The 24,554-nt window shown below is 31.4% G+C and carries 19 protein-coding genes; 18 read left to right on the forward strand and 1 reads right to left on the reverse strand.

Annotation, left to right across the window (positions count from 1 at the left end; translation table 11 throughout):
- Positions 1 to 14 precede the first annotated feature (14 nt).
- The 3 genes from CVD18_RS09985 (at position 15) to CVD18_RS09995 (ending at position 3,197) form a co-directional block, all read left to right on the forward strand.
- The gene (locus CVD18_RS09985) at positions 15 to 467 is read left to right on the forward strand and encodes an antitoxin Xre-like helix-turn-helix domain-containing protein (protein ID WP_103865301.1); all 453 of its coding nucleotides are present in this window, start codon (positions 15 to 17) and stop codon (positions 465 to 467) included.
- On the forward strand, positions 467 to 922 hold the full coding sequence (locus CVD18_RS09990; RefSeq protein ID WP_103865302.1) for an RES family NAD+ phosphorylase: 456 nt from the start codon (positions 467 to 469) through the stop codon (positions 920 to 922). Before CVD18_RS09985 ends, CVD18_RS09990 begins: the two co-directional genes overlap by 1 nt.
- A 205-nt stretch (positions 923 to 1,127) precedes the next feature.
- A complete protein-coding gene (locus tag CVD18_RS09995; RefSeq protein ID WP_103865325.1) occupies positions 1,128 to 3,197 on the forward strand; it encodes a M13 family metallopeptidase in 2,070 nt (689 codons plus the stop codon).
- A 125-nt stretch (positions 3,198 to 3,322) separates the two neighbouring features.
- Here CVD18_RS09995 and CVD18_RS10000 read toward each other — a convergent pair whose 3' ends face one another.
- Positions 3,323 to 3,967 carry a hypothetical protein gene (locus tag CVD18_RS10000; protein WP_103865303.1) on the reverse strand — a complete coding sequence of 215 codons (645 nt, stop codon included), beginning with the start codon at positions 3,965 to 3,967 and terminating at the stop codon, positions 3,323 to 3,325.
- A gap of 111 nt (positions 3,968 to 4,078) precedes the next feature.
- On the opposite strand from CVD18_RS10000, the gene CVD18_RS10005 reads away from it, so the two are divergent.
- The 15 genes from CVD18_RS10005 to ilvD all read left to right on the forward strand — a co-directional run bounded on the left by CVD18_RS10005 (position 4,079) and on the right by ilvD (position 24,417).
- A complete protein-coding gene (locus tag CVD18_RS10005) occupies positions 4,079 to 5,413 on the forward strand; it encodes an aspartate kinase (RefSeq protein WP_103865304.1) in 1,335 nt (444 codons plus the stop codon).
- A 516-nt stretch (positions 5,414 to 5,929) separates the two neighbouring features.
- Positions 5,930 to 6,676 carry a hypothetical protein gene (locus CVD18_RS10010; protein WP_103865305.1) on the forward strand — a complete coding sequence of 249 codons (747 nt, stop codon included), beginning with the start codon at positions 5,930 to 5,932 and terminating at the stop codon, positions 6,674 to 6,676.
- 7 nt (positions 6,677 to 6,683) lie between these two features.
- Entirely contained in the window at positions 6,684 to 9,422 is a 2,739-nt protein-coding gene (locus tag CVD18_RS10015; protein ID WP_103865306.1) for a TonB-dependent receptor, read from the forward strand.
- A 24-nt stretch (positions 9,423 to 9,446) separates the two neighbouring features.
- Positions 9,447 to 10,643 (forward strand): DUF4249 domain-containing protein, encoded by a 1,197-nt coding sequence (locus CVD18_RS10020; protein ID WP_158250425.1) that lies wholly within the window; start codon positions 9,447 to 9,449, stop codon positions 10,641 to 10,643.
- A 12-nt stretch (positions 10,644 to 10,655) separates the two neighbouring features.
- Positions 10,656 to 12,419, forward strand: coding sequence for a hypothetical protein (locus CVD18_RS10025; RefSeq protein ID WP_103865308.1), 1,764 nt, complete (start codon positions 10,656 to 10,658; stop codon positions 12,417 to 12,419).
- A 188-nt stretch (positions 12,420 to 12,607) separates the two neighbouring features.
- Entirely contained in the window at positions 12,608 to 14,146 is a 1,539-nt protein-coding gene (locus tag CVD18_RS10030) for a YifB family Mg chelatase-like AAA ATPase (protein ID WP_103865309.1), read from the forward strand.
- Between the two features lie 144 nt (positions 14,147 to 14,290).
- A complete protein-coding gene (locus CVD18_RS10035; protein WP_103865310.1) occupies positions 14,291 to 15,427 on the forward strand; it encodes a DUF2891 domain-containing protein in 1,137 nt (378 codons plus the stop codon).
- An 80-nt stretch (positions 15,428 to 15,507) separates the two neighbouring features.
- On the forward strand, positions 15,508 to 16,722 hold the full coding sequence (locus CVD18_RS10040; RefSeq protein ID WP_103865311.1) for an Nramp family divalent metal transporter: 1,215 nt from the start codon (positions 15,508 to 15,510) through the stop codon (positions 16,720 to 16,722).
- Positions 16,723 to 16,748: 26 nt separating this feature from the next.
- On the forward strand, positions 16,749 to 17,474 hold the full coding sequence (gene pxpA / locus CVD18_RS10045) for a 5-oxoprolinase subunit PxpA (RefSeq protein ID WP_103865312.1): 726 nt from the start codon (positions 16,749 to 16,751) through the stop codon (positions 17,472 to 17,474).
- A 10-nt stretch (positions 17,475 to 17,484) separates the two neighbouring features.
- Positions 17,485 to 18,210 carry a 5-oxoprolinase subunit PxpB gene (gene pxpB, locus CVD18_RS10050; RefSeq protein ID WP_103865326.1) on the forward strand — a complete coding sequence of 242 codons (726 nt, stop codon included), beginning with the start codon at positions 17,485 to 17,487 and terminating at the stop codon, positions 18,208 to 18,210.
- On the forward strand, positions 18,207 to 19,067 hold the full coding sequence (locus tag CVD18_RS10055; protein WP_103865313.1) for a biotin-dependent carboxyltransferase family protein: 861 nt from the start codon (positions 18,207 to 18,209) through the stop codon (positions 19,065 to 19,067). Before pxpB ends, CVD18_RS10055 begins: the two co-directional genes overlap by 4 nt.
- Before the next feature lie 288 nt (positions 19,068 to 19,355).
- Positions 19,356 to 19,772 (forward strand): hypothetical protein, encoded by a 417-nt coding sequence (locus CVD18_RS10060; RefSeq protein WP_103865314.1) that lies wholly within the window; start codon positions 19,356 to 19,358, stop codon positions 19,770 to 19,772.
- Between the two features lie 778 nt (positions 19,773 to 20,550).
- Positions 20,551 to 21,222 carry a sensor histidine kinase gene (locus CVD18_RS10070; protein ID WP_233194521.1) on the forward strand — a complete coding sequence of 224 codons (672 nt, stop codon included), beginning with the start codon at positions 20,551 to 20,553 and terminating at the stop codon, positions 21,220 to 21,222.
- Positions 21,223 to 21,376: 154 nt separating this feature from the next.
- On the forward strand, positions 21,377 to 22,024 hold the full coding sequence (locus CVD18_RS10075; protein WP_103865317.1) for a response regulator transcription factor: 648 nt from the start codon (positions 21,377 to 21,379) through the stop codon (positions 22,022 to 22,024).
- Between the two features lie 716 nt (positions 22,025 to 22,740).
- The gene (ilvD, locus tag CVD18_RS10080) at positions 22,741 to 24,417 is read left to right on the forward strand and encodes a dihydroxy-acid dehydratase (protein ID WP_103865318.1); all 1,677 of its coding nucleotides are present in this window, start codon (positions 22,741 to 22,743) and stop codon (positions 24,415 to 24,417) included.
- Positions 24,418 to 24,554 lie beyond the last annotated feature (137 nt).

Consider the following 24,554-nt stretch of genomic DNA (forward strand, 5'->3'; position numbering starts at 1 on the left):
AAAAATAATAAGATATGAGTGCAGTATCTCCACTAGATTTCGACAATTTTGAAAATAAAGGACTATTACGTTATTTAAATATTGATATCCCGTTACGTAATATGTATGATTTTATAGAATTGTCTAGAAACGGAATAGATAAAAAAGCGTTATTGCATCTAGCTAAGACAATTAGTATTGATCTCAAGGAATTAGCACATATACTTCATATGTCTGAGCGAACTATTCAACGATATGATTTGAATAAAAAGCTAAACACAGAGGCGAGCGCACGGGTATTGCAATTAGCAAAATTGTATGCCAAAGGAGAAAATATATTTGGGGATCTTACTCGTTTTAAAAATTGGATGGAACACCCAAGTGTTGCTTTGGCTATGAAAAAACCAAAAGAATTATTAGATACAACTTTTGGTTTTCAGTTACTTAATGAAGAATTAGTTCGAATAGAGCATGGAATTTTTGCATAATGCAAGTATATCGAATCGCAAAACAAAAATATATTAAAGACCTTACTGGTATTGGAGCAAAAACAGTAGGAGGTAGGTGGAATCCAAAAGGAGTGGCTGTATTGTATACAAGTACTTCTGCTGCATTGTCGGCGCTTGAGGTTTTGGCACATTTACCAGCTGCATATTTTCCAGATGATATGTCTATTGCTACCATAGAAGTACCAGATACGTTGATTACTACAATAGAGACAAAAAAGTTGCCAAATGATTGGAATGAGATTCCAGTACCAATCGAGGTTCAGAATTTTGCAATGCAGTGGATAACAGAAGAACAATATTTAGGGCTTAAAGTGCCTAGTATTATAATTCCAAAAGAACAAAATCTTTTGGTAAATCCATTACATCCAAGATTTAATGAAGTAAAGCTTATAGATATAGAACCTTTTTGTTTTGATACTAGGTTGTTAAAATGAAATAATCACTGTTTGTACTAAAAAAATTATAATAAAACTATTACTCTCTTTTAGAGTTCTTATTTTTTCGTTAAAAATTTACTCAAAAATAAATATCATGTTTCGTTTTGTATAAATTACGAACATAATATGCGTAACGAATTCTTAATTTAGACGTCATATTGCTAATAACTAATATTAATTTAATAATAGAATGTATATAAAAATGAAAAATGTATATTTTTTAACTGTATTTGTTCTCGCTTTTGTAAGTTGTAAAGATGAAGCAAAAAAAAGTAACAATGAGAATGAAGAAGTTGTTGAAGTAGAAAAAATCCCAGGGATAGTGTTGGAGAATATGGATTCAACCATAAGTCCTAAAGAAGATTTTTACAACTACGTAAATGGTAGCTGGATGAAAACAACAGAAATTCCTGAAGATAGAACAAGTTGGGGTGGTTTTGGTGTTTTAAGAAAGAAAACAGATGATGATGTGCTTGCTATATTGAAAGAAGCAAAATCTAGTGGTAAATATGCAAAAGGAACAGATCAATACAAAGCATTGCTCATTTTTGAATCGATTATGGATACCGTTGCAAGAAATAAAGCAGGTATTACACCATTACAACCAACATTAGATAAAATAGCGGCTGTAAAAAATATAGCAGATATTCAAACATTATTAGTAACAGAAACAGCTGTTAATGCTCCTTTTTTAGGATTTACTTCTTTTCCTGATTTAAGTAATAGTGATATCAATGCACCATATGTGTCAACGGGAAGATTAGGATTGCCTGATAGAGATTATTATTTGGATCAAGATGAAAAATCAAAAGAGATAAGAGGACAGTATGTAGATCATATAACAAGAATGCTTCAGTTTATAGGAGATACAGAAGTACAAGCTCGTAAAGCTGCTGAGACTATTTTAGCGATTGAAACTAAATTAGCAGAACCTAGATTTGATAAGGTGCAGAGTAGAGATATGCGTAATTTTAATAACCCAAGAAGTATAGCACAACTTTCTAAGATAACTCCAGCGATAGATTGGTCTAAATTAATCAAAGATGTAGGAGTAGAAAAGCAATTAGATACTGTAATTGTTTTAGAGCCAAAGTATATGGAGACACTGCAAGAGGTGTTGGCTAGTACAGATATAGAAGATTTAAAAACAGTGGTGCGTTGGTCTACATTAAATAGTGTAACAGGGTCACTCTCTACAGAAATAGAAAAAGCAAATTGGGATTTCTTTAGTAAAACGCTTAGAGGAGCAAAAAAACAACGCCCAATAGAAGAAAGAGCATTAGCAAGAGTTAATAATTCAGTAGGAGAGGCTATTGGTCAATTATATGTAGATGCAAAATTTCCGCCAGAAGCTAAAGTGAAGGCAGAAAAAATGATAGCTAATGTAATCAAGGCTTACCAAAAAAGAATTGAAGCTCTGGATTGGATGAGTGATAGTACAAAAATCAAGGCGATAGAAAAATTAGATAAATTTACTGTTAAGATAGGATATCCGAATAAATGGGAAGATTATTCAAAATTAGATGTAAAAGAAGAGAATTCTAATTTTGAAAATACTATAGCAATATCAGAATGGTCATTTAAAAAATCAATCTTAGAGATAGGAGAGACTGTAGATAAAACAAAATGGGGAATGCCTCCTCAGCAAGTAAATGCATATTTCAATCCATTGTTTAATGAGATTGTTTTTCCAGCGGCGATACTTCAACCTCCATTTTATAATTATTCAGCAGATGATGCGGTTAATTACGGTGGTATAGGCGCGGTAATTGGTCATGAAATATCACATGCTTTTGATGATTCAGGAGCCCGTTTTGATGCAGAAGGAAACCTTTCTAACTGGTGGACAGAAGATGATCTTACTAAATTTACAGAAAGAGGAAATGCATTGGCAGAACAATATAGTGCTATAGAAGTATTAGACAGTGTTTTTATCAATGGTAAATTTACTCTAGGAGAGAATATTGGAGATTTAGGAGGTGTATTAGGAGCTTATGATGGGTTACAAATGCATTTTGAAGAAATTGGTAGACCAGAAGAGATAGATGGATTTACAGCAGAACAACGCTTCTTTATGTCATGGGCAACTGTGTGGAGAACAAAAATAAGAGAAGATGCTTTGAGAACAAGAATCAAAACAGATCCTCATTCTCCAGGGAAAACAAGAGCGATCCAGCCATTGTTGAATGTTCAAGCATTTTATGATGCATTTGATATCAAAGAAGGAGATAAAATGTATTTAGCTCCAGAAAACAGAGTGCATATCTGGTAAATTGATATTGTCTAAATAGAATATTAAAACCCCAAGCTATTACAGCTTGGGGTTTTTTGTAGAACTATATTTTTAAGAGTTTAGTCAAGAAAAGGACAAGATAGCATGCGTCATTTAATAATTAATCACTCTTCTTTTATTTCGTTCATTAATAAGAAAGCCTTATTTACATATTCTTTTTCTAAAAATAAGGTAAAATAATTTGAAGTAGAAATCACCTCAAATACTGGGATTCCATCATAGGCTAATAATTTAAAAATGTAAAAATACAAGCCAATAACTTTTGAGTTATCTTCTGGCAAAGCAATAGAAATAGAAGACAAATTATCGGTAACAGAAATGCAAGTCTCGTTTTTAAAATGCTTATCTACAATAGGTTTTAATGATGAGGTAACCAGTATATTACTTTCTTGGAAATTGCTAGAATAGGTGAAATATGCCTTTGCCTCATTTTTTACACTATCCAATAGATTACTTTGGCTTGTTAAAATATTATTAGAATTGAGAAATGTATATTCTGTTATTCCTGATCGAACTACAATATCACCTAAATTTCTCAAGTTATTAAGATGTTTTATTCGCCTAGGATGATAACGCCTTAGTGCCATTACTATAGAACCTGGTTTTACAGGTTTTTTCATGACCTTTTCCACTTTTGGTAGAAGGTCAATAGCCAGAGAACTAAAATTGATAATATCTCTAGATAAAGCATCCTCCAAAAAAGGTTGGTGTCTAAGTATATTGTGTACGCAATCAGTAATAGTCTTCATTGTTATATATTTAACATTTTGTGCAAATTTATGTTTTTTATTTTAATTTTTTTATTATCTGTAGACTATTAATTAATTATGTAGTACCAAAAACCACTAAAACCTAAATTGATGAAAATTTTAAAATTCGGAGGTACATCCGTTGGATCTGTAGAAAACCTGAATAGGGTAAAAGAAATTTTAACTTCGGATCAAGAAGATAAAATAGTAGTTTGTTCTGCAATGTCTGGCGTAACGGATCAATTAGTTCGTTTGGTAGAGAATATAAAATTTAATGATACAGATGCCATTACTAGAAACTTACACCAATTAGAGAGTAAACATAGTGATGTGATAGATGCTTTGATAGAAGATCAAGAGATTAGAAATACTCTTAAAGATGGTTTGTCTTCTATGGTTACAGATATGTTTGAAATAGCAAGTCAAGAATACTCAGAAGTTATAAACTCAAGAATTATTACTTATGGAGAAACTATTTTGACATATATATTCTCAGGCTTTCTAAACTTTGAAGGCATACCAAATACATTACTAGATGCAAAAGAATTTATGCATGTAGACTCTGTAGATAAACCAAATATAGATAAGGTAGGTGCGCGCTTGCATACAGTTATAGAAAAAGGAGTTCAATCTTCATTATATATTACACAAGGGTTTGTGTGTAGAAATGATAAAGAAGAGATCAGCCACTTAAAAAGAGGAGGTAGTGATTATACTGCTACAATCATAGGAGCTGCATTAAACGCAACAGAAGTACAAATATGGACAGATATTGATGGATTGCATAATAATGACCCAAGATATGTTGATGATACACACCCAATATCTCATCTTACCTATAATGAAGCAGCAGAATTAGCATACTTTGGAGCAAAAATCTTACACCCACAAACAGTTTCTCCTGTAGTAGGTAAAGATATTCCAGTACTTTTAAAAAACACTTTTGATCCCAGTGCTACAGGTACTATAATTTCTAATAGGGTACACCAAAAGGGATTAAAAGCAATCTCTGCAAAAGATGGAATTACTGCTATCAAAATCAAATCCAATAGAATGTTGATGGCACATGGATACTTAAGAAGGATTTTTGAAGTTTTTGATACATATCAAACATCAATAGATATGATTACAACTTCAGAAATAGCTATTTCATTAACAGTTGATAATACAAGTAATCTAGATGAAATTGTAAAAGAAATAGAAACGTATGCAGAAATAACAGTAGAAAATGATCATAGTATTATTTGTATAGTGGGAGAATCAGTGATCGATGATAAAAAATCATATAGACTTTTTGAGATATTGAATTTTATCCCCGTACGTATGGTATCCTATGGAGGTAGTAATAATAATATTTCTATTTTGGTAGATACCAAAGATAAGATACCAACCCTGAAATTTTTAAATGAAAAACTGTTTCAGGTTTATGAAGAAGCAGTCGTATAATTTGTTTGTTATGTATATGCAATATGCATAAAATTAAGTAGAAGGTATATGAAAGCATTAAATATAAAATGGTTTTAAGTATACCTCTACTTTTTTTACCTATAGAATAGTTTAATTTAGACAGTGTTCCGTTTATACTTTCCTAGTAGTTATTGGTTATACCAAAAAAAGACTTTAGATTTTTTTCGTTCCTTGTTATATAGATAAAATCATTTAAGTCTTTTTCTTTAATTATAAACTTGTTACATATTCTTTTTCTTTTGAAATCTTTTTTTCAAAGCTATAATTTAAGGTTTTGATTGAATTTATAATGAATAAATACGAATCTTGTAATTTTAATGATAAATTACAAAAATTAACATTTTGTTATGTAGTAATGTTTATTTTTAGCTTTTTTGTGCTGAAAGGTTGGTTTGTATATTAAATTTTTAGCATATCATTAATACGTGAAATAGGGCTTATGAAATATAGATTTATAGAAAAACAATATCTGGTACAACAGCTATTGAGGATAAGATGGTAAATAATAGTTCGTTAGTTTTTGTATTCACTTTTTTACTTATAATACTTCCTAAGTTTTTTTATGCTCAGGCAATAATAAATGAAACACCCGCATATTATAGGTGGTTTGATAATAGTGTGGGAGTAAATAATACTGGTTTGTATAACGGGATTGAATATGAAGAAGAATATAAAGTCAAAAGTGATAAGAATCAATTTTTCGACACCAAAAATTTTATTAGAGGAACTGTTAAATATGATGGACAATCATATTTTAATTTATCTTTAAAATATAATATATACCAAGATGAAATTCTGGTAAAACTACCCAATGGATTTGGAGAAATTATTTTACAACTTATAAAAGATAAAGTAGATAATTTTTCTATTGGCAATCATCAGTTCTCTAGAATTGCTTCTAAAAAAGAAGTAAAAATCGAAAATAAAGGATTTTATCAAAACCTTGCTGAGTATCCTTCTCTCTCATTATATCTAAAACATAAAAAAGTAAAGAAAGAATACCTGGAAAATAAAAAAATCTCGTACGAGTTTATTGATAAGTATATTTATGGAATTCTTTATAACCAGCAATATTATCAAATAAAAAATCAAAAAGATATAATCAGCATATTCCCCAATTTTAAAAAAGACATACAGGCTTTTTATAAGAAGAATCGATTAGTTCGTAAATCTAATCCAGATATTTTTTATAAATCTTTATCAAAGCATATCCATACATGGATTATAGAAAAAAATAATTAAGTAAAGAATGAAGTTTTTTTTAACAATTACCCTGTTTATTAATATTTATTGGATTTCTGCACAGCAAAATATTAAGAAAATATCTATTTCATTTGATAATATAACCATTACAGAAGCATTAAAACTCTTAGAAAACAAAACAGATTATCATTTTTATTATGCTAGTGAATGGTTAGATGAAAGGGTGCAAGTTTCTGGTGAATATAAGGATGTTTCTATTGCCAATATACTAGATGATATATTAAAAGATTCAATCATTAATTACTATATACTTAGCAAAAGAAGAATAGTGCTCACACGTAATACTATTATATACGATACACTTCCTAAAGGTTTTTTTGATGGTTCTGATAATAAAGATGTGAAAAATCTATTGTTTTATCAAGATAATGAGATTTCAGAAGAAAAAAGAATTAAAACGTATAGAATAGGAAAAGAAACTCGAAACGGAGTAAAAAAACAGTATACACTTACTGGTTATGTAAAAGATGTAAATACGAAAAAACCAATTCCAGATGTGAATATAGTGGTTAAGGAGAAAAATATTGTTGCGCAAACTAATGAAAAAGGGTTCTATACTATAGAACTACCTACAGGAGTAAACAATATAAAGATAAATTTTCTTGGTTTCGAAGATTCAGAATATAAAGTTGTGATATATAATAATGGTCATTTAAATTTTGAATTAAATGAAAATTTAGAGACTTTGGATGAAGTTTATATTGAAACAAATATGGACAAAAACATAAAAGAAACTACAACAGGAACAGAACAGATAGATGTAGAAGAATCAAAAAATATCCCTCTTGTATTAGGAGAAAGAGATGTCTTGAAAGCAGCAACAACATTACCAGGGATAACAACTGCAGGAGAAGGTGCGACAGGATATAATGTGCGAGGAGGTAAAGCCGATCAAAATCTTACATTACTAGATGAAGGTGTGCTATATAATCCACAGCATTTTTTTGGAATATTTTCTGCATTAAACCCTTTTGCATTAGGAAGTGTCAATATCTATAAAGGAAGTATCCCCGCTGAATATGGGGGACGATTATCATCTGTATTTGATCTGAAAACAAAAAATGGAAATACAGATAAACTTTCAGGAGAAGCATCAATAGGGCCAGTAACAGGCAATGTAGCCGTAGAAATCCCTATTATAAAAAACAAATCTTCTGTACTAGTGGGAGGTAGAGGAACATATGCTAATTGGATTTTGAAATCTCTTGATGACGAAAAATTACAAAAAAGTAAAGCCTCCTTTTATGATTTTATCGCAAAGTATCATTATAAAATTAGTGATAAAGATAATATCAAAATCACTGGGTATTATAGTAATGATGAATTTAGTATAACCTCAGATTCTTTATACAATTATAATAATCGATTATTATCATTAAAATGGAATCATAGGTTTAATGAAAAAAATAATGCTAGTGTTTTACTCGCAAATAGCCAATATAAATTCGGAATAGAATATCAAGGTAATAGGAATAATGATTTTAAACTAGCGTATGATATAAATGAAACAGAGGTGAAATTGAAAATGGATTACAATTATAATACCAAGTATAATTTTGATTATGGAATTTCTGGTAAATTATATACTGTAAACCCAGGAAGTATTAAACCTATCGGTAATGAATCTATTACAGAGGTCTTGGTAATACCAGAAGAAAGAGCAATAGAATCAGCTCTATTTCTTTCGGGTAAGCTTGACTTAAGTGAAAAATTATCTGTAGGTATTGGAGCTAGATATTCATTGTATGCAGCCTTAGGGAAATCAGAACAACGAATTTATGATAGGCCAAAAAATGAAAATACAATAACAGATACATTATACTTTGATAAGAATGAAATTATTAAAACATATCAAAATTCAGAAATTAGGTTGTCGGCAAGATATTTACTAACACCAAGTTTATCTGTAAAAACAAGTTATAATAGATCATCTCAATATATTCATACCTTATCAAATAATACGACAGCTTCTCCTACAGATTTATGGAAACTCACAGATATTAATATAGAACCTCAACAGGCTAATTTGTATTCATTAGGAATATATAAAAATCTAAAAGATGATGTTTATGAAATAAGTATTGAAGGATATTATAAAACATTAAAAAATATTCTTGATTATAAGGTGGGTTCTCAGTTACTTCTTAATAAAACTGTTGAGACAGAGGTTTTACAAGGAAAAGGAAAAGCATATGGTGTTGAGTTTTTAATTAAAAAGAATAAAGGAAAACTTAATGGTTGGTTGGGATATACGTATTCAAGATCATTTACAAAATTGGATAGTGAATTTAGGGAAGAACGGGTAAATGGAGGAGATTATTTTCCTTCAAATTTTGATAAACCACATGATTTAAGTGTGGTAGCTAATTATAAGTTTACAAAACGATTTAGTTTATCAGCTAATTTTGTATACCAAACAGGCCGACCAGTAACATTTCCTGTAGGAACATATAATTTTGAAGGCTTAGAATATGTACTATATAGTGACCGTAATGAGTTCCGTATTCCAGATTATTATCGTTTAGATCTAGGGCTTAATATAGAAGGAAATCATAAAAAGAAAAAAAAGGCACATAGTTTTTGGAGTATTTCAGTATATAATGTATTAGGTAGAAATAATCCATTCTCAGTGTTTTTTGTAACAGAAAAAGGGGAAATAAAAGCATTTCAAAATTCTGTATTTTCAATTCCTGTACCTACCGTTACTTATAACTTCAAATTTTAATCTTTTATAGGATAATTCATGAGTATGAGATTCCAAAAAAAACATCAGATACGTATACTATTTTTAATAGGTTTAATTATTTATGGATGTGTAGAACCTTTTGATTTTGAAGAGGAAGTGCAAGAACAAGAAGGAGTACTCGTTGTAGAAGCGCGACTAACCAATGAACTTAAAAAGCATGAAATTTTGTTGTCACGTTCCACTAGACTTAATGATAACGCTCTGAGAAAAGGAGAAGCAGCGGCAATAGTAAAAATAATAGATGATCAACAGAATGAATACATTTTTGAAGAAGTGTCATTAGGAAAATATGTATCAACCGTTGAGTTTTCAGCAGTATCTAATAGGTATTATAAATTATCGATTACCACAAGTGATGCTAGTAAATATTTATCTAACCCTATGACTTTGACAGCAGAAGCACAGATAGATAAAGTATATCTTTCTCGTACAACAGATGATAATGGAGTAGATGGAACAGGTATTTTTATAGATGGTTATAACCCAGACGGAACCTCTGTTTTTTATAAGTATGAATATGAAGAAACCTATAAGATTGTGGCTCGATTATGGGGGCGTCAGGAGGCTGTAATTGATAGAGATGCTCAAGGAAACCCAGTAGGAGTGTCTCTTGTAACAAAAACTAGAGAAGAAGAAGTGTGTTATGTCACTAGAGAGTCTAATGAAATTATTATAAAAAGTACAAATGATTTAAGTGAAGATAGATTGGTTGGAGTTCCACTCCGATTTATAGAAAGAGGACATCATAGCGCAACGTACCGTTATAGTATTTTGGCAAAACAATATGTGCAGTCACGAGAAGCTTATACATTTTATGAAACGTTAAAAAAATTCTCTTCAGCAGACAGTGATCTATTTTCTCAAATTCAACCAGGTTTTTTTGAAGGAAATATTTTTTTAGAAAATAATTCTAATGAAAAAGTGATAGGTTTCTTTGATGTTTCATCGGTCTCTTCAAAAAGAATATATTTCAACTATCAAGATGTTTTTCCTGACGATGCTACGTCTCTTTATGTTGTTGATTGCTCTGGTGAGAATATGGTGTATTCAGAAGGAGAAAGGTTGTATCAAGCAATTGAATCAGGGGATAAACTGTATAGTTATAATCCGTTTAGTGAGACGTATGAGATGACAAGAAAAGAATGTGGTGATTGTACAGTTTTTGGTAGTAATATAGTTCCTGATTTTTGGGAAGACTAATTCTTTATAAAGATGATTAATAATAAAGTGATATATATCGTTTTCTATTTCATTAGTATACATTTTGTATACAGTCAATCTATATTAGAAAAACAAACAGATATAGAGAATGTTAGTATGCCCCAAGAAGGAGTGTATATACATCATAATACAACATTATTGTTTTCTGGAGAATATTTGTACTATAAACTATATTGTATAAATCTAGAAACTAATAAGAAAAGCCATTTAAGTAAGGTTGCATATGTAGAGCTTGTAGGAGAAGATAAACAAATAGTTTTTAAACATAAAGTTAAATTAAATGATGGTAACGGGCAGGGAGATTTTTTTGTCCCAGTAAGTGTACCCTCAGGAAACTATAAGTTATTAGGCTATACAGAGTGGATGAAAAATGAAGGACTACCCGCTTTTTTTCAAGGAGATATAGGTATTCTTAATCCATATCAAGGAAATCAAAAAAAAATAGTGGCACATGATAGTATAGAACTAGCAAGCTCTTATCTTGATAAAGTAACTCAACAAAAGACAAGTGAAGAAACTATAAAATTAGTAGTTGATTCAAAAACAATAACAAATAGAAAGGAAGTATCATTAAAAATAAAAAATACACAAAACTCATTTGACTATGGAGATTATTCTCTTTCTGTACGAAAAATTGATACCATAGAAACACCATATAGATATAGTGCAATAGATTTTTTTAAACAAAATAAGAAAAAAACAAAAAATACAGTGCTCAAAGAATCACTTGTTTTACCAGAATTGAGAGGGGAGCTAATTTCAGGGAAAATAATACCTAAAAACCCGTTGCTTAAAATTGCTAATAAGAAAATTGCATTATCTATTCCAAATAAAGAAGACTATCAGTTCAAAATTGCAATTACAGATAAGAAAGGGAGGTTTTATTTTAATCTAGATAAAGAATATAAAGGAAATAAAGCATTGCTACAAATTTTAGGGAATGAAGAAGGATATGAGATTCGATTAAGTAAACAGAAAGATATTATATATTCTGATATACAATTTCCTTCATTTAAGATAACTCCTAAAATGAAAGATATGATACTAGAAAGAAGTGTAAATAACCAGATTAGGAATGCTTATTTTACAGTAAAGCCAGATACAATTAATGAGTTGCCAATAAGAGACGCTTTTTATGGTAATGAGATAGAAACATATTATTTAGATGATTATACAAGATTTGCAACTGTCAAAGAAACAGTGGTAGAAATTTTGGATAATATATGGATAGATAAAAACAAAAAAGGAAAAGAGGTTTTACAAGTAAGAAGAAAGCGTTTATCATATAATAAAATAGACTTGTTACCTCTTGTTATTGTTGATGGGGTGATGATACAGGAACATGGTAACCTAATAGCTTATAACGCAAAAAAAATAAAAAGCATAAAGCTGTCCAGAGATAAGTATTTTTATGGATCTCAAGTGTTTTTAGGTATTATTGATATCGTAACTAATGAGGGGGATTTTCATGTAAATAATGTTGATAAGAACGTACACCCCATAAAACTGTTTAATCCTTTACCAGAGAAAAAATATTTTTATCAAAAATATGATGAAGCGAGTAAAAAGGACTCAGAGAAGATTCCTGATTTTCGTAGACAATTACTTTGGATCCCTAGATTAAAAATAAATAAAGAAGAAAAAATAGTTAATTTTTATACATCAGATATTAGTGGTGTTTATGAGATTTGTCTTGAGGGATTCAATCAAAAAGGAACCCCCGTATCTGTTAGAACAACAATAACTGTAGAGTAATATAGTGCCGCTTTTTAAATAAAATTTCCTTCAAATTCTTTCTTTTTACCTGAACCAAAAATAATTTAATTTGGTACGTAGTGATTTCAGATAAAGGGAAATTTGAACATTTTGGTTATTATAAAACTACAGTTTCGTTTTTTGAAACTAACTATCCTTATGTTTGTATGAATGTAAAAAAATGACACATGCTTACAAAAGTTTTCGGGAGTGCTGTATTTGGAGTAGAGGCAACAACAATAACAGTAGAAGTAAATATAGACAAAGGGATAGGGTATCATTTGGTAGGATTGCCAGACAATGCAATAAGAGAAAGTAGTTATCGTATTGCGGCTGCTTTAAAAAATAATGGCTATAAATTGCCAGGAAAGAAAATTACAATCAATATGGCACCTGCCGATATGCGAAAAGAAGGGTCGGCATACGATCTTACTCTAGCACTAGGAATTCTTACGGCAAGTTCACAGATCAAAGGAACATCAATAGAAAAATATTTAATTATGGGTGAGTTATCTTTAGATGGTACTTTACAACCCATAAAAGGAGTATTGCCTATCGCTATCAAGGCTCGAGAAGAAGGATATAAGGGGTTTATTTTACCAAAACAAAATGCAAAAGAAGCGGCAATAGTTGATCGATTAGAGGTATATGGGGTAGATTCTATAAAAGAAGTTATCGATTATTTTGATGATAAGGGAGATCTTGAGCGCACGATTGTCAATACAAAACAAGAATTTTATATAGCATTAGAGAATCCAGAATTTGATTTTGCAGATGTAAAAGGGCAAGAAAGTATAAAACGATGTATGGAGATTGCCGCTGCTGGGGGACATAACATTATATTAGTAGGCCCACCAGGTAGCGGAAAAACAATGTTGAGTAAAAGATTACCAAGTATATTACCGCCAATGTCTTTGCAAGAAGCTCTAGAGACAACAAAAATTCATAGTGTAGCAGGTCGTATAAAAGAGAGTATAGGGCTGATGGCACAACGCCCCTTTCGTAGTCCACACCATACGATATCAAATGTAGCATTAGTAGGAGGAGGAAGTTATCCTCAGCCTGGTGAAATTTCATTGTCTCATAATGGTGTTTTGTTTTTAGATGAATTACCCGAGTTTAAAAGAGATGTGCTTGAGGTAATGCGGCAACCCCTAGAAGATAGGGAGGTAACTATTTCTAGAGCAAAATTTACAGTTACTTATCCCTCTAGTTTTATGTTGGTTGCCAGCATGAACCCAAGTCCAGGAGGGTATTTTAATGATCCAGATGCACCTGTAACCTCTTCTCCAGCCGAAATGCAACGATATCTGAGTAAAATATCTGGGCCATTACTGGATAGAATTGATATTCATATCGAAGTAACACCTGTACCTTTTGATAAATTAAGTGAAGAAAGAAAAGGAGAATCCAGTATTGATATTAGAAAAAGGGTGATTGTGGCTCGAGAAATACAAACAAAAAGGTTTTCTGACTTAAAGAATATACATTACAATGCACAAATGGGGGTGAAGCAGATAGAAGAATTCTGTGTATTAGATAAAGTTTCAAAAGAACTGCTCAAAACCGCTATGGAAAAATTAAACCTCTCCGCTAGAGCTTATGATAGAATTCTTAAGGTTTCTAGAACGATCGCAGATATAGAAGGAGTAGAAAGGGTACAAAGTGATCATATTTCAGAAGCAATACAGTATCGAAGTCTAGATCGTGATGGATGGTTGGGGTAATTTTTTGTGATGATTATAAATTTATAAACTATTTATTGTTATTATCAACAATCGTATTCGTACAATTTCTAAAATTAATATTTTTAGAAAATATCATTTTGAACTCAAAATGAGTTCTTTTAGAAATTTTTAATGTAATTATATATGTACCGAATATTTTTTATTGCCTCACTATTGATTTTTATAGGTTGTAATCAAGTTGAAAAAGTAGATACCAGTAAACAATCTGTAGAGACAGCTGTGAAGGAGGTGTTGCCTGCAAATCCAATTCAACCCCCATTACAACTTACACTAGAGCAAGCTAATAATTTAGCAGAATTGCCATTAGCATGTTTACAAGTGGAATACCCTAATAGGTTAGGACAGACTCTTGGTGATAAAGAAAGTATCGGTGAACCTCACGAACTACACCCTGCGTTTTATGGATGTTTTGATTGGCACTCTTCGGTACATGGGCATTGGTCTTTGGTAAAACTACTCAAAGAATTTCCAGAATTAGATAAAAAAGAAGAAGCAAAAGCCAAATTACTTAAAAACATATCCAAGAAAAATATAGAAGCAGAAATTACGTATTTTAATGGAAAACACAATAAAGTGTACGAGAGAACCTATGGTTGGGCATGGTTACTTAAATTAGCAGAAGAGTTACATACCTGGAATGACCCTTTTGCGAGAGAACTAGAACAAAATTTACAGCCATTAACCAATATTATTGTTGAGCGATTTATTGAGTTTTTACCAAAACTTAAATACCCAATTAGAGTAGGAGAGCATACCAATACAGCCTTTGGATTATCCTTTGCCTGGGATTATGCAAATACAGTACAAAATCAAAAACTAAAGAGCCTTATAGAAACTCGAGCAAAGGATTTTTATAGCAATGATCAAGGTTGTCCAATAACATGGGAACCTAGTGGATATGATTTTCTATCTCCTTGTTTTGAAGAAATAGATTTGATGCGTAGGGTATTGGCAGAAAAAGAATTTGATAACTGGATATCTACGTTTATGCCTCAGTTAAAAGCTAAAAATTTTACAATCAGTGTAGGAGAAGTGTCTGATCGTACAGATGGTAAATTAGTTCATTTAGATGGACTTAATTTTAGTCGAGCATGGGTGTTGTATGGTTTAGCAGTACAATACAAGGAATATGAGCATCTTTTTTCTGTAGCAAATACACATATCAACTATTCTTTACCTAATTTGGTAGGAGATAGTTATGAAGGAGGGCATTGGCTAGGATCGTTTGCTATTTATGCACTTGATAGTAACGCTCAATAAATAAAAAGAGTATTCTGTATAGCAATCAAAAATAGTAAGTAAGAGAATGGTAGTGTAAAGCCACAGAAAAAATTAAACAAATGAAAAAGTTCTTTAATATTGGTCCAGGTACATGGGTAACAGCCGCTTTTATAGGCCCTGGTACCGTGACTGTATGCACTATGGCAGGTGTACAATTTGGGTATTCACTACTATGGGCACTAGTGTTATCTGTAATAGCCTGTGTTATTCTTCAGGAAATGGCGGCTAGATTAGGAGTGGTTACTCAAAAAGGACTTAGCGAAGTAATAAAGTCGCAGTTTGATAATAAAATAGTAAAAAGCATTCTTGTTATCTTAATTTTGTCAGCTATTTTTATAGGAAATGCAGCCTATGAAGCAGGGAATATAAGTGGTGGAGTACTTGGATTAGCTACAATACTAGAATCCTCAAAAGATACAATACATATCCCTAAATACTACTTAAGTATCAGTATTGGTATTATTGCATTTACTTTACTGTATATCGGTAATTATAAAGTATTAGAACGTAGCCTTATTGTATTGGTATTGTTGATGAGTATAGCTTTTGTGGTAACTGCAATTGTAACCAAACCAGATCTCTCTATGCTTTTCAAAGGGTTTATTCCTAATTTCTCAGAAGACAATGTATTAACTATTGTAGGGTTAATAGGAACTACAGTAGTACCTTATAATCTGTTTTTGCATGCCTCTATAGTTAGCGAAAAATGGAAAACTACAGAAGATTTACCAGCTGCAAAAAAAGATACCATCGTAGCAATTGTATTAGGTGGTATAGTATCAATGGCTATTATTGTAGCAGGAGCAGCTATACAACAATCAGAAATAAATAATGCAGCAGATTTAGCAAAAGGTTTAGAGCCCGTTTTTGGTGTTACTGCAAAATATGTACTCTCTTTGGGGTTATTTGCCGCAGGAATCACTTCGGCAATTACAGCGCCCCTTGCTGCCGCATATGTAGTAAAAGGCTGTTTAGGGTGGAAAGATGGACTCAAAAGTACCCCATTTAGAGCAGTATGGATGTTTATCTTATTTTTGGGAGTCTTATTTTCTTCTCTAGAGATTAAATCTATAGTGATTATCAGATTTGCTCAAATAGCAAATGGACTTCTATTACCTGTAATTGCAATTTTTTTAGTGTGGGTTATGAATCAACAGAAAATATTAGGAAAGTATACCAATACATGGAAACAGAATTTAATAGGGATTTTTATCATAATAATAACCTGTTTTTTGGGGTTCAGAGGTATTTGGAAAGTAATCGAAAATTTGTAGGATTTTTCGTCGTTTAATGTAAGAATATGAAAAATATAATACTCAATGCAGATGTAGGAGAGGAAACTGGTTTTGATGCAGATATAATGCCGTATATCTCATGGTGTAATATAGCATGTGGTAGCCATACAGGAAACGATTTGGTGATACAAGAAACCATCAGACTAGCAATGCAACATGGTGTAAAAATAGGAGCACATCCTTCGTATCCCGATCGTCAAAATTTTGGTAGAGTGAAAATGGAGATAGCATATGAGGATTTAGTAAAAACGATAACAGAACAAATACAATTAGTAAAAACATATACAGAAAAAGAAGGAGGAAAACTTCATCATGTAAAACCTCATGGAGCACTTTATAATGAAGCCGTAAAAAATAAAAATGTTGCTATGGCTATTATTGAATCTATAAAAAATGTCGATAAAAGTTTGCCTGTAGTGACCTTGAAAAATGATAAATTTTCATATCTTTCAGATCAAGGAATTGAGGTGAAATATGAGGCCTTTGCAGATCGTAATTATAATGATGATATAACATTAGTTTCGAGATCAGAAAATAGAGCAGTACTTACGGATCCCAAAGAAGTTTTTGAGCATGTAAAAAGAATGGTGTGTGATAAGAATGTAAAAACAAAAAACGGAGTAGTAGTTCCTGTTTTTTTTGATACAATCTGTGTGCATGGAGATAACCCAGAATCAGTTCGTATTTTGAAATATTTACATAAAGAATTTTCACAGATGGATCTATTGTAAAAGAATGAAAATGAAGTATGAATTGCAATATAAACAATATTCTGAAAATGCTATTTTAATACAGTGGCCTCAGGAAATTAATGAAAATATTCTTCAAGATGTACTCAGCTATAAAAAAAACATTGTAACTTTTTATGGTAAACTTATCATTGAGGTAATCCATTCATATAATTCATTGTTAATTGTTTATGTGTTTACTATAGAAAACATCTATACTACTTTTTTAGAATTAAAATCCTTATCTGATATTACAGGTGAATTTGTAAGTGATAAAACAAGAGTATGGAAAATTCCAGTCTGCTACTCTTCTACATTGGCTCCAGACTTAGAGGTATTTGCAAGTAAAAAAAAGCTAACAAAAAGAGAAGTAATTCATTTGCATACCACCCCAGTATATACCATTTATTTTATAGGATTCTTACCTGGTTTTTTATACTTGGGGGGACTTGATGATGTATTGTCTACTCCACGAAAAAAAACTCCATCCTTGCATGTTAAAAAAGGAGCAGTAGCTATAGGAGGAAATCAAACAGGAATATATCCCATGGATAGCCCTGGCGGATGGCATATAATTGGTATGTGTCCATTGAACTTTTTTGACCCAAATAATAGAGATTGTTGTTTTGCTTCTTCAGGAGATAAGATACAGTTTACAGTAATAGAAGAAGAAGAATATAACGCAATAAGTTCACTTGTAGAAAAGGGAGTGTATGCACCAGAATATGTTATTTTATGACAGGAAGTGTTACAGTAGTACGATCAGGTTTTTTTACTACCATTCAGGATGAAGGGCGTTTTGGGTTTTCAAAATATGGAGTTCCTTCTAGTGGAGCCATGGATAAAAAATCCTATGGATATGCAAATTTGATAATAGGAAATAAAACAAATGCAGCTTGTATAGAGTGGACATTGCAACCTCCCGTGTTACAATTTTCAAAACCCACATTGATTGCTTTGTCAGGAGCCAAAATAGATGCTTTTTTGAATGACAAAAAAATAGATATGTATAAGCAAATTCAAGTCAATACAAATGATGTTTTAAAATTAAGTACTTGTAGGAAAAATATGTATGGGTATATAAGTATAAAGCAAGGTTTTTTATCTCCTGTAGTACTTGATAGTAGCTCTTTTTTAAAATCAATAACTAGAAAACAAAGAATAGAAACTGGGGATACAATATCATATAATGAGATAGAATATTATAATAATCAATTTGCAACTATTTCTATACCTGCTATAGAGAGAAACACAAAAGAGTTAGAAGTATACAAAGGAATAGAGTTTGATTTGTTATCGCCAGCGCAAAGATCTACTCTATTAAATTCAGAATTTACCATATCGAATACCATCAATAGGATGGCAATACAGCTCGAAGAAAATATTTCTAATACGATACCGCCTATTATTACTTCTGCGGTATTACCAGGCACTGTACAACTCACCCCATTGGGTACAATGATTGTACTAATGCGGGATTGCCAGACTACAGGTGGATACCCAAGAATCTTACAGTTGACAGAAGATTCAATTAATCGGATCGCTCAAAAAAGAATGAAAGAGAAATGTAGTTTTAAGCTAATTAAATTCATATAGATTAACTCTTTTCTTTTTTTTTGTAATAAGTATGTTAATACCGTAACAATATTATTTGTAAGAAAATACATACGTAAGACAGGGGAAAAACCCCTATTTTATCATAGGGGATTTTTCCCCTATGTGTTTTTTTTACAACATTGTTTTTGAAGCTTAACGTGTTGTTTAATAGTTGTTTATAGTGTGACTGGGGTTCTTTTGTTTTGATAAGAAGGGTAGGTGTGTTTGTTTTGCTCATAGATTTTTAGATATCTTAGTACAGTATTAATAATAAAAATCATAAATGTTATGGGGAAAGATTTACCTAAAAAAAAGAAAAAAAGACCTGAAAAGTGTATCAGTGTTGAAGAAGCAAAAGGATTAGAGAAAAATTGGTGTGATACCAGAACACCAGAGATTGATAAGTGTTTAGGGTTTAATGATACTAGAGAGTTTCATTGGAGTGTAGCAGAATTACAGGAATACTTAAAGTATGTAAAAAAACAATCCAGGAAACAGGGGATAGATAATCCAGGAATTCGTATTTATTTTGGAGCGTATCCAAAAGAAAAATGTAAAATGAACAAGGGATATGCTACTGTCTTTTTAGCGCCTACAGGAGCTCCTGCAGGAGAGCAAGGTAAAGGAGGAGCACATGCACCAAATAATTATAGTATTGCGCCGTATAACTGGGGTAATAGCGGTGAGCCTTCTATAATATATTAATGGGAATACTAAAAGTTTTATTTATGATTGCAGAGCTTATTGCTGCAATAGTAGGAACATTCTACATATCAAAATATCGGATGAGTGAAAATATCCGGTATTTTGTTTTTTTTTTATGGTTTACTTTTTTTGTTGAAATAGTAGGTTCTTTTTCAATATTTATTTCTAAGTATAATACTTTTAATTATTTAAAGGGAACTCTTATTGCAGATAATTCTTGGTTATATAATCTTCATACTGTTATAAGTTATCTTTTTTATATTAATTTTTTTAAATGGAATATTCAAAATAAAAGTGCAACAAAAGTATTGAACTTAATTTCTGTTTTCTTTTTTATATTTTCAATTTGTCATTTTGTATTTACAGATATATTCTTTAAGCTTCATTCTCCAATTATAATTATTATTGGAACTACATTTTTACTTTATAGTGTATTTTCTTATTTTTATCAGTTACTTCAAAGTGATGAGATACTCAGAATTGGTAAGACTTTGGTTTTTTATATTGCAATAGGAACTTTAGTTTTTCATTTATGCGTTACTCCATTTTTTATTTTTCTTAAATTTTATAAGGCATCTATAAACCCTGAATTTGTTAAAATAACTAAAGTGGTTATACCGTGTGCAATTATTTTTATGTATACTTGCTACACCATTGGATTTATAGTATGCTCTCGAAAGAACAAATCTTACTAATTATATATTTTACCGTTATTATTCTTTTTTTTATAGTATTCAGTATCGTATTTTTTGTGGCTTTTCAACGTAGAAAAAATAAATTGATTTTAGATAAATTAAAGGCAGAACAGCGTTTTGAGGATGAGATTTTTAAATCTACCATAGAGATTCAAGAACAGGCCTTAAAAAATGTAAGTTGGGAGCTACATGATAATATAGGGCAGTTATTATCTACCGCAGTAATGCAGATCAATATTATGGGAACTACCATAGATGAGAAAACATCAGAATCCCTACAAGATGTTAGAAAACTAGTAGGCGATAGTTTGCAGGAAATACGTAGCTTGTCTAAAACCCTTAATCATGAAGTAATTCAAAATGTAGGACTCGAAAAATCTATTCAGGTAGAGCTCAAACGATTTGAGAAACTTAATTTTTTAACTCCTGTATTAACCGTAAAAGGAGATGAAGTATATATTGATCCCAAAGATGAGATTATTTTATACCGTATCATTCAGGAATTTTTCTCTAATACAATTAAGCACGCAGAAGCTTCTCGATTAGAGGTAATATTAGACTATACTCCAGAAGCTTTATTGATTACGATAAAAGATGATGGTGTAGGGTTTGATATGCAGTCTGTTCAGTCTAATTCTGGGTTATTAAATATGAGAAGCCGAGCTTCTTTGCTTAAAGCTTCATTAGATTATACCTCTTCACCAGGAAAAGGAGTTTCACTTAGCTTGTCATATCCTATACAACATAAGGATTGATTTAATACATTTGTCTTATTAAATAAAGAAACTGATAGTTTCTATACAACCTGTTGATAAAGTGGGTTTGTGATAAAGATCAATTGAGATGATTAATGAGGATGTTTTGATCAGTATTGTATAGCACATTTTAGAAGACAATAAAAAAAAACAGATGAAAAAGAAGACAGTTGTCATTGTTGATGATCATCTTTTGTTTGCACAATCATTAGAAGGGTTGATTTCTAAACTCGAAGGATATAAAGTTTTAGCCATTTTAAAAAATGGAAAAGAACTCACGCAGTATTACTTGCATAAAAGGAGAACACCAGATTTGGTACTTCTTGATGTAAAAATGCCAGTGATGGATGGGGTGCAAACTATGCAATGGCTCAAAGAAAATCAACCAGAGCAAAAAGTATTAGCACTAACGATGGAGGATGATGAAGACACTATTATAAAAATGCTTCGATCAGGGGCAAAAGGATATTTGCTGAAAGATGTGCACCCAGAAAACTTTCAATTTGCTATGAAAATGGTGTTAGAACAAGGTTTTTTCTATTCTGGAAAAATACAGGTAGCATTGCAAAATTCTGATAAGAATAAGAAAAGAGAGGAATTGCATGAAAAACTAACAGATAAAGAAAAGTTGTTTTTGAAATTTGCCTGTTCAGAACTTACATATAGAGGTATTGCAGAAGAAATGAGTCTAAGTCCAAAAACAGTAGAGAACTATAGAGAAGCAATTTTTAAAAAATTGGAAATAAAAACCAGAGTAGGATTAGTGATTTATTGTATAAAACATAAGCTCATTATGATCTAATGAACATATTCACCACAGTTTTATAGAATAAAACGTTGTTTTTCTTATTTCTTAAAGTGATAGCGATCTTAAGTCTTTCGCAGACGGCTCTAATTTTTTATATTATTTTTGTATATCTAATAAATATTTTTCTATATTTGAAAACATAAATGAATAACAGAAACATACATATCAATATTGTCATTAGCATTGAGGTGATTATTTCACCTTGATAAGGGATAGTATTGTAAAAATATAAATAGACAATCCCTTTACAGAAGTAAAGGGATTTTTTTTTGAAATAGATTAAAGAAGAATGAAAATACAAGTAATAAATATTCGTATCAATGTCATTAGCATTATTGTGATTAGTTCACCATAATGAAGGGCCTTGGTATATCAAAAAAATATAAACTCCCTTCAGTATTTGAAGGGAGTTTTTTTTGGTCTAATACCAATTTAATTTAATGCGTCATTAGAAAGTTGAATTAGTATTAAGGCTTCTTAAAATAAAAAAATAACAAATAGTGATTGTAAATATAGTAAATGTAAGTATTTGAAAATCAATATTTAATGATGCGTTAAAGCTCATTGGATATTGTAAGGATATTGAATAATGTATAAAGATTTAGTTACAACGAAATAATTTTATATCGTGGTTTATTTTATAAGATAGATATATCGCAAAATAAAAGTTAAAATTTTAAATAATTCACAAAAACTGATATTCAAAAAGGATGAGCATCAATAAGTTTAGTAAACAAGTTACCCAAGATGACACACAACCAGCGGCACAAGCGATGTTGCACGCAATTGGTCTTACAGATGAAGATTTTAGTAAACCATTGGTTGGAATTGCTAGTACAGGCTACGAAGGAAACCCATGTAATATGCACCTTAATGATCTGGCAAAGCTAGTTAAGAAAGGTACATTAGAAGAAGATGTAGTAGGGCTTATATTTAATACCATTGGGGTGAGTGATGGGATTTCTATGGGAACTCCAGGAATGCGTTTTTCATTACCCTCACGAGATGTGATCGCCGATTCTATGGAGACCGTGGTGCAAGCAATGTCATATGATGGTATGGTAACTGTAGTAGGTTGCGATAAAAATATGCCAGGAGCGTTGATGGCAATGCTTAGATTGAATCGTCCTGCAATACTGGTATATGGAGGAACGATAGCTTCAGGGTGTCATGAAGGAAAAAAACTAGATGTAGTTTCAGCCTTTGAAGCTTGGGGAGAAAAGGTAGCAGGAACCATAACGCAAACAGAATATAAAAGTGTTATAGAAAAAGCATGTCCAGGGGCAGGAGCTTGTGGAGGAATGTATACGGCAAATACAATGGCATCTGCAATAGAAGCATTAGGAATGTCATTACCATATAATTCTTCAAACCCTGCAATTAGCTCAAATAAAGAAGAAGAGAGTATTGCGGCAGGTCGTGCAATGCGAAATCTTCTTGAAAAAGATATCAAGCCCAAAGATATAGTAACCAAAAAATCACTAGAGAATGCAATACGATTAGTAACCATTCTTGGTGGGTCAACCAATGCCGTACTTCACTTTTTGGCAATTGCCAGAGCGGCCGATGTTGATTTTACGTTAGCAGACTTCCAAAGAATTAGTGACGAAACTCCATTTTTGGCAGATTTAAAACCCAGTGGAAAATATCTGATGGAAGATGTGCATGAGGTAGGAGGTATACCAGCAGTATTAAAATATTTACTAAAGAAAGGATTACTTCACGGAGACTGCTTAACAGTTACTGGAAAAACAATAGCTGAAAACTTGTTGGATATACCTGACCTTAAAGAAGGACAGGATGTAATAAGACCTTTAGAAAGTCCAATAAAAGAAACTGGTCACTTGAGAATTATGTTTGGTAATTTGGCAGAAGACGGATGTGTAGCAAAAATTACAGGTAAAGAAGGACTACGTTTTCAAGGAAAAGCAAAAGTATTTAATGGAGAATATGCTGCCAATGATGGCATAAGAGATGGTTTAGTAGAGAAAGGGGATGTCGTTGTAATACGATATGAAGGCCCAAAAGGAGGACCAGGGATGCCTGAAATGCTAAAACCTACTGCTGCTATTATGGGAGCAGGTTTAGGTAAAAATGTAGCCTTAATTACTGATGGACGGTTCTCTGGGGGAACACATGGATTTGTAGTAGGACATATTACTCCAGAGGCACAAGAAGGAGGCCTGATAGGGTTGGTAGAAGATGGTGATATCATTACCATTGATGCTGAAACAAATTCTATTACCGTGGCTATTGATAAAAATGAAATAGAAAAACGAAGAACAGCATGGAAACAGCCGCCTCTCAAGTTTAGCAAGGGAGTATTGTATAAATACGCTCATACAGTTTCGTCTGCATCACAAGGATGTGTAACAGACGAATTCTAAAAATGTTTTAGAACACTGTAAATTTAATATAATTGTTTTCCAGCAAATGCTGGAATCAAAAAAGATAGCATTTGATGCTGATAAATTATCATTCTGGTACAGATCAGAATCTAAAAAAAGTCTAGACTCTAGTTTCT

Origin of the sequence: Aquimarina sp. I32.4 (assembly GCF_002924285.1) — a bacterium.
In the GTDB taxonomy this organism is placed as follows: Bacteria; Bacteroidota; Bacteroidia; order Flavobacteriales; family Flavobacteriaceae; genus Aquimarina.

Coding starts and splice junctions, on each gene's coding strand:
- ilvD (WP_103865318.1), top strand. CDS start 22,741: ATGAGCATCAATAAGTTTAGTAAACAAGTTACCCAAGATGACACACAA.
- CVD18_RS10040 (WP_103865311.1), top strand. CDS start 15,508: ATGAAAAAGTTCTTTAATATTGGTCCAGGTACATGGGTAACAGCCGCT.
- CVD18_RS09990 (WP_103865302.1), top strand. CDS start 467: ATGCAAGTATATCGAATCGCAAAACAAAAATATATTAAAGACCTTACT.
- CVD18_RS10000 (WP_103865303.1), bottom strand. CDS start 3,967: ATGAAGACTATTACTGATTGCGTACACAATATACTTAGACACCAACCT.
- CVD18_RS10015 (WP_103865306.1), top strand. CDS start 6,684: ATGAAGTTTTTTTTAACAATTACCCTGTTTATTAATATTTATTGGATT.
- CVD18_RS10060 (WP_103865314.1), top strand. CDS start 19,356: ATGGGGAAAGATTTACCTAAAAAAAAGAAAAAAAGACCTGAAAAGTGT.
- CVD18_RS10075 (WP_103865317.1), top strand. CDS start 21,377: ATGAAAAAGAAGACAGTTGTCATTGTTGATGATCATCTTTTGTTTGCA.
- CVD18_RS10035 (WP_103865310.1), top strand. CDS start 14,291: ATGTACCGAATATTTTTTATTGCCTCACTATTGATTTTTATAGGTTGT.
- CVD18_RS09985 (WP_103865301.1), top strand. CDS start 15: ATGAGTGCAGTATCTCCACTAGATTTCGACAATTTTGAAAATAAAGGA.
- CVD18_RS10010 (WP_103865305.1), top strand. CDS start 5,930: ATGGTAAATAATAGTTCGTTAGTTTTTGTATTCACTTTTTTACTTATA.
- pxpA (WP_103865312.1), top strand. CDS start 16,749: ATGAAAAATATAATACTCAATGCAGATGTAGGAGAGGAAACTGGTTTT.
- CVD18_RS10020 (WP_158250425.1), top strand. CDS start 9,447: ATGAGATTCCAAAAAAAACATCAGATACGTATACTATTTTTAATAGGT.
- CVD18_RS10005 (WP_103865304.1), top strand. CDS start 4,079: ATGAAAATTTTAAAATTCGGAGGTACATCCGTTGGATCTGTAGAAAAC.
- pxpB (WP_103865326.1), top strand. CDS start 17,485: ATGAAGTATGAATTGCAATATAAACAATATTCTGAAAATGCTATTTTA.
- CVD18_RS09995 (WP_103865325.1), top strand. CDS start 1,128: ATGAAAAATGTATATTTTTTAACTGTATTTGTTCTCGCTTTTGTAAGT.
- CVD18_RS10025 (WP_103865308.1), top strand. CDS start 10,656: ATGATTAATAATAAAGTGATATATATCGTTTTCTATTTCATTAGTATA.
- CVD18_RS10030 (WP_103865309.1), top strand. CDS start 12,608: ATGCTTACAAAAGTTTTCGGGAGTGCTGTATTTGGAGTAGAGGCAACA.
- CVD18_RS10055 (WP_103865313.1), top strand. CDS start 18,207: ATGACAGGAAGTGTTACAGTAGTACGATCAGGTTTTTTTACTACCATT.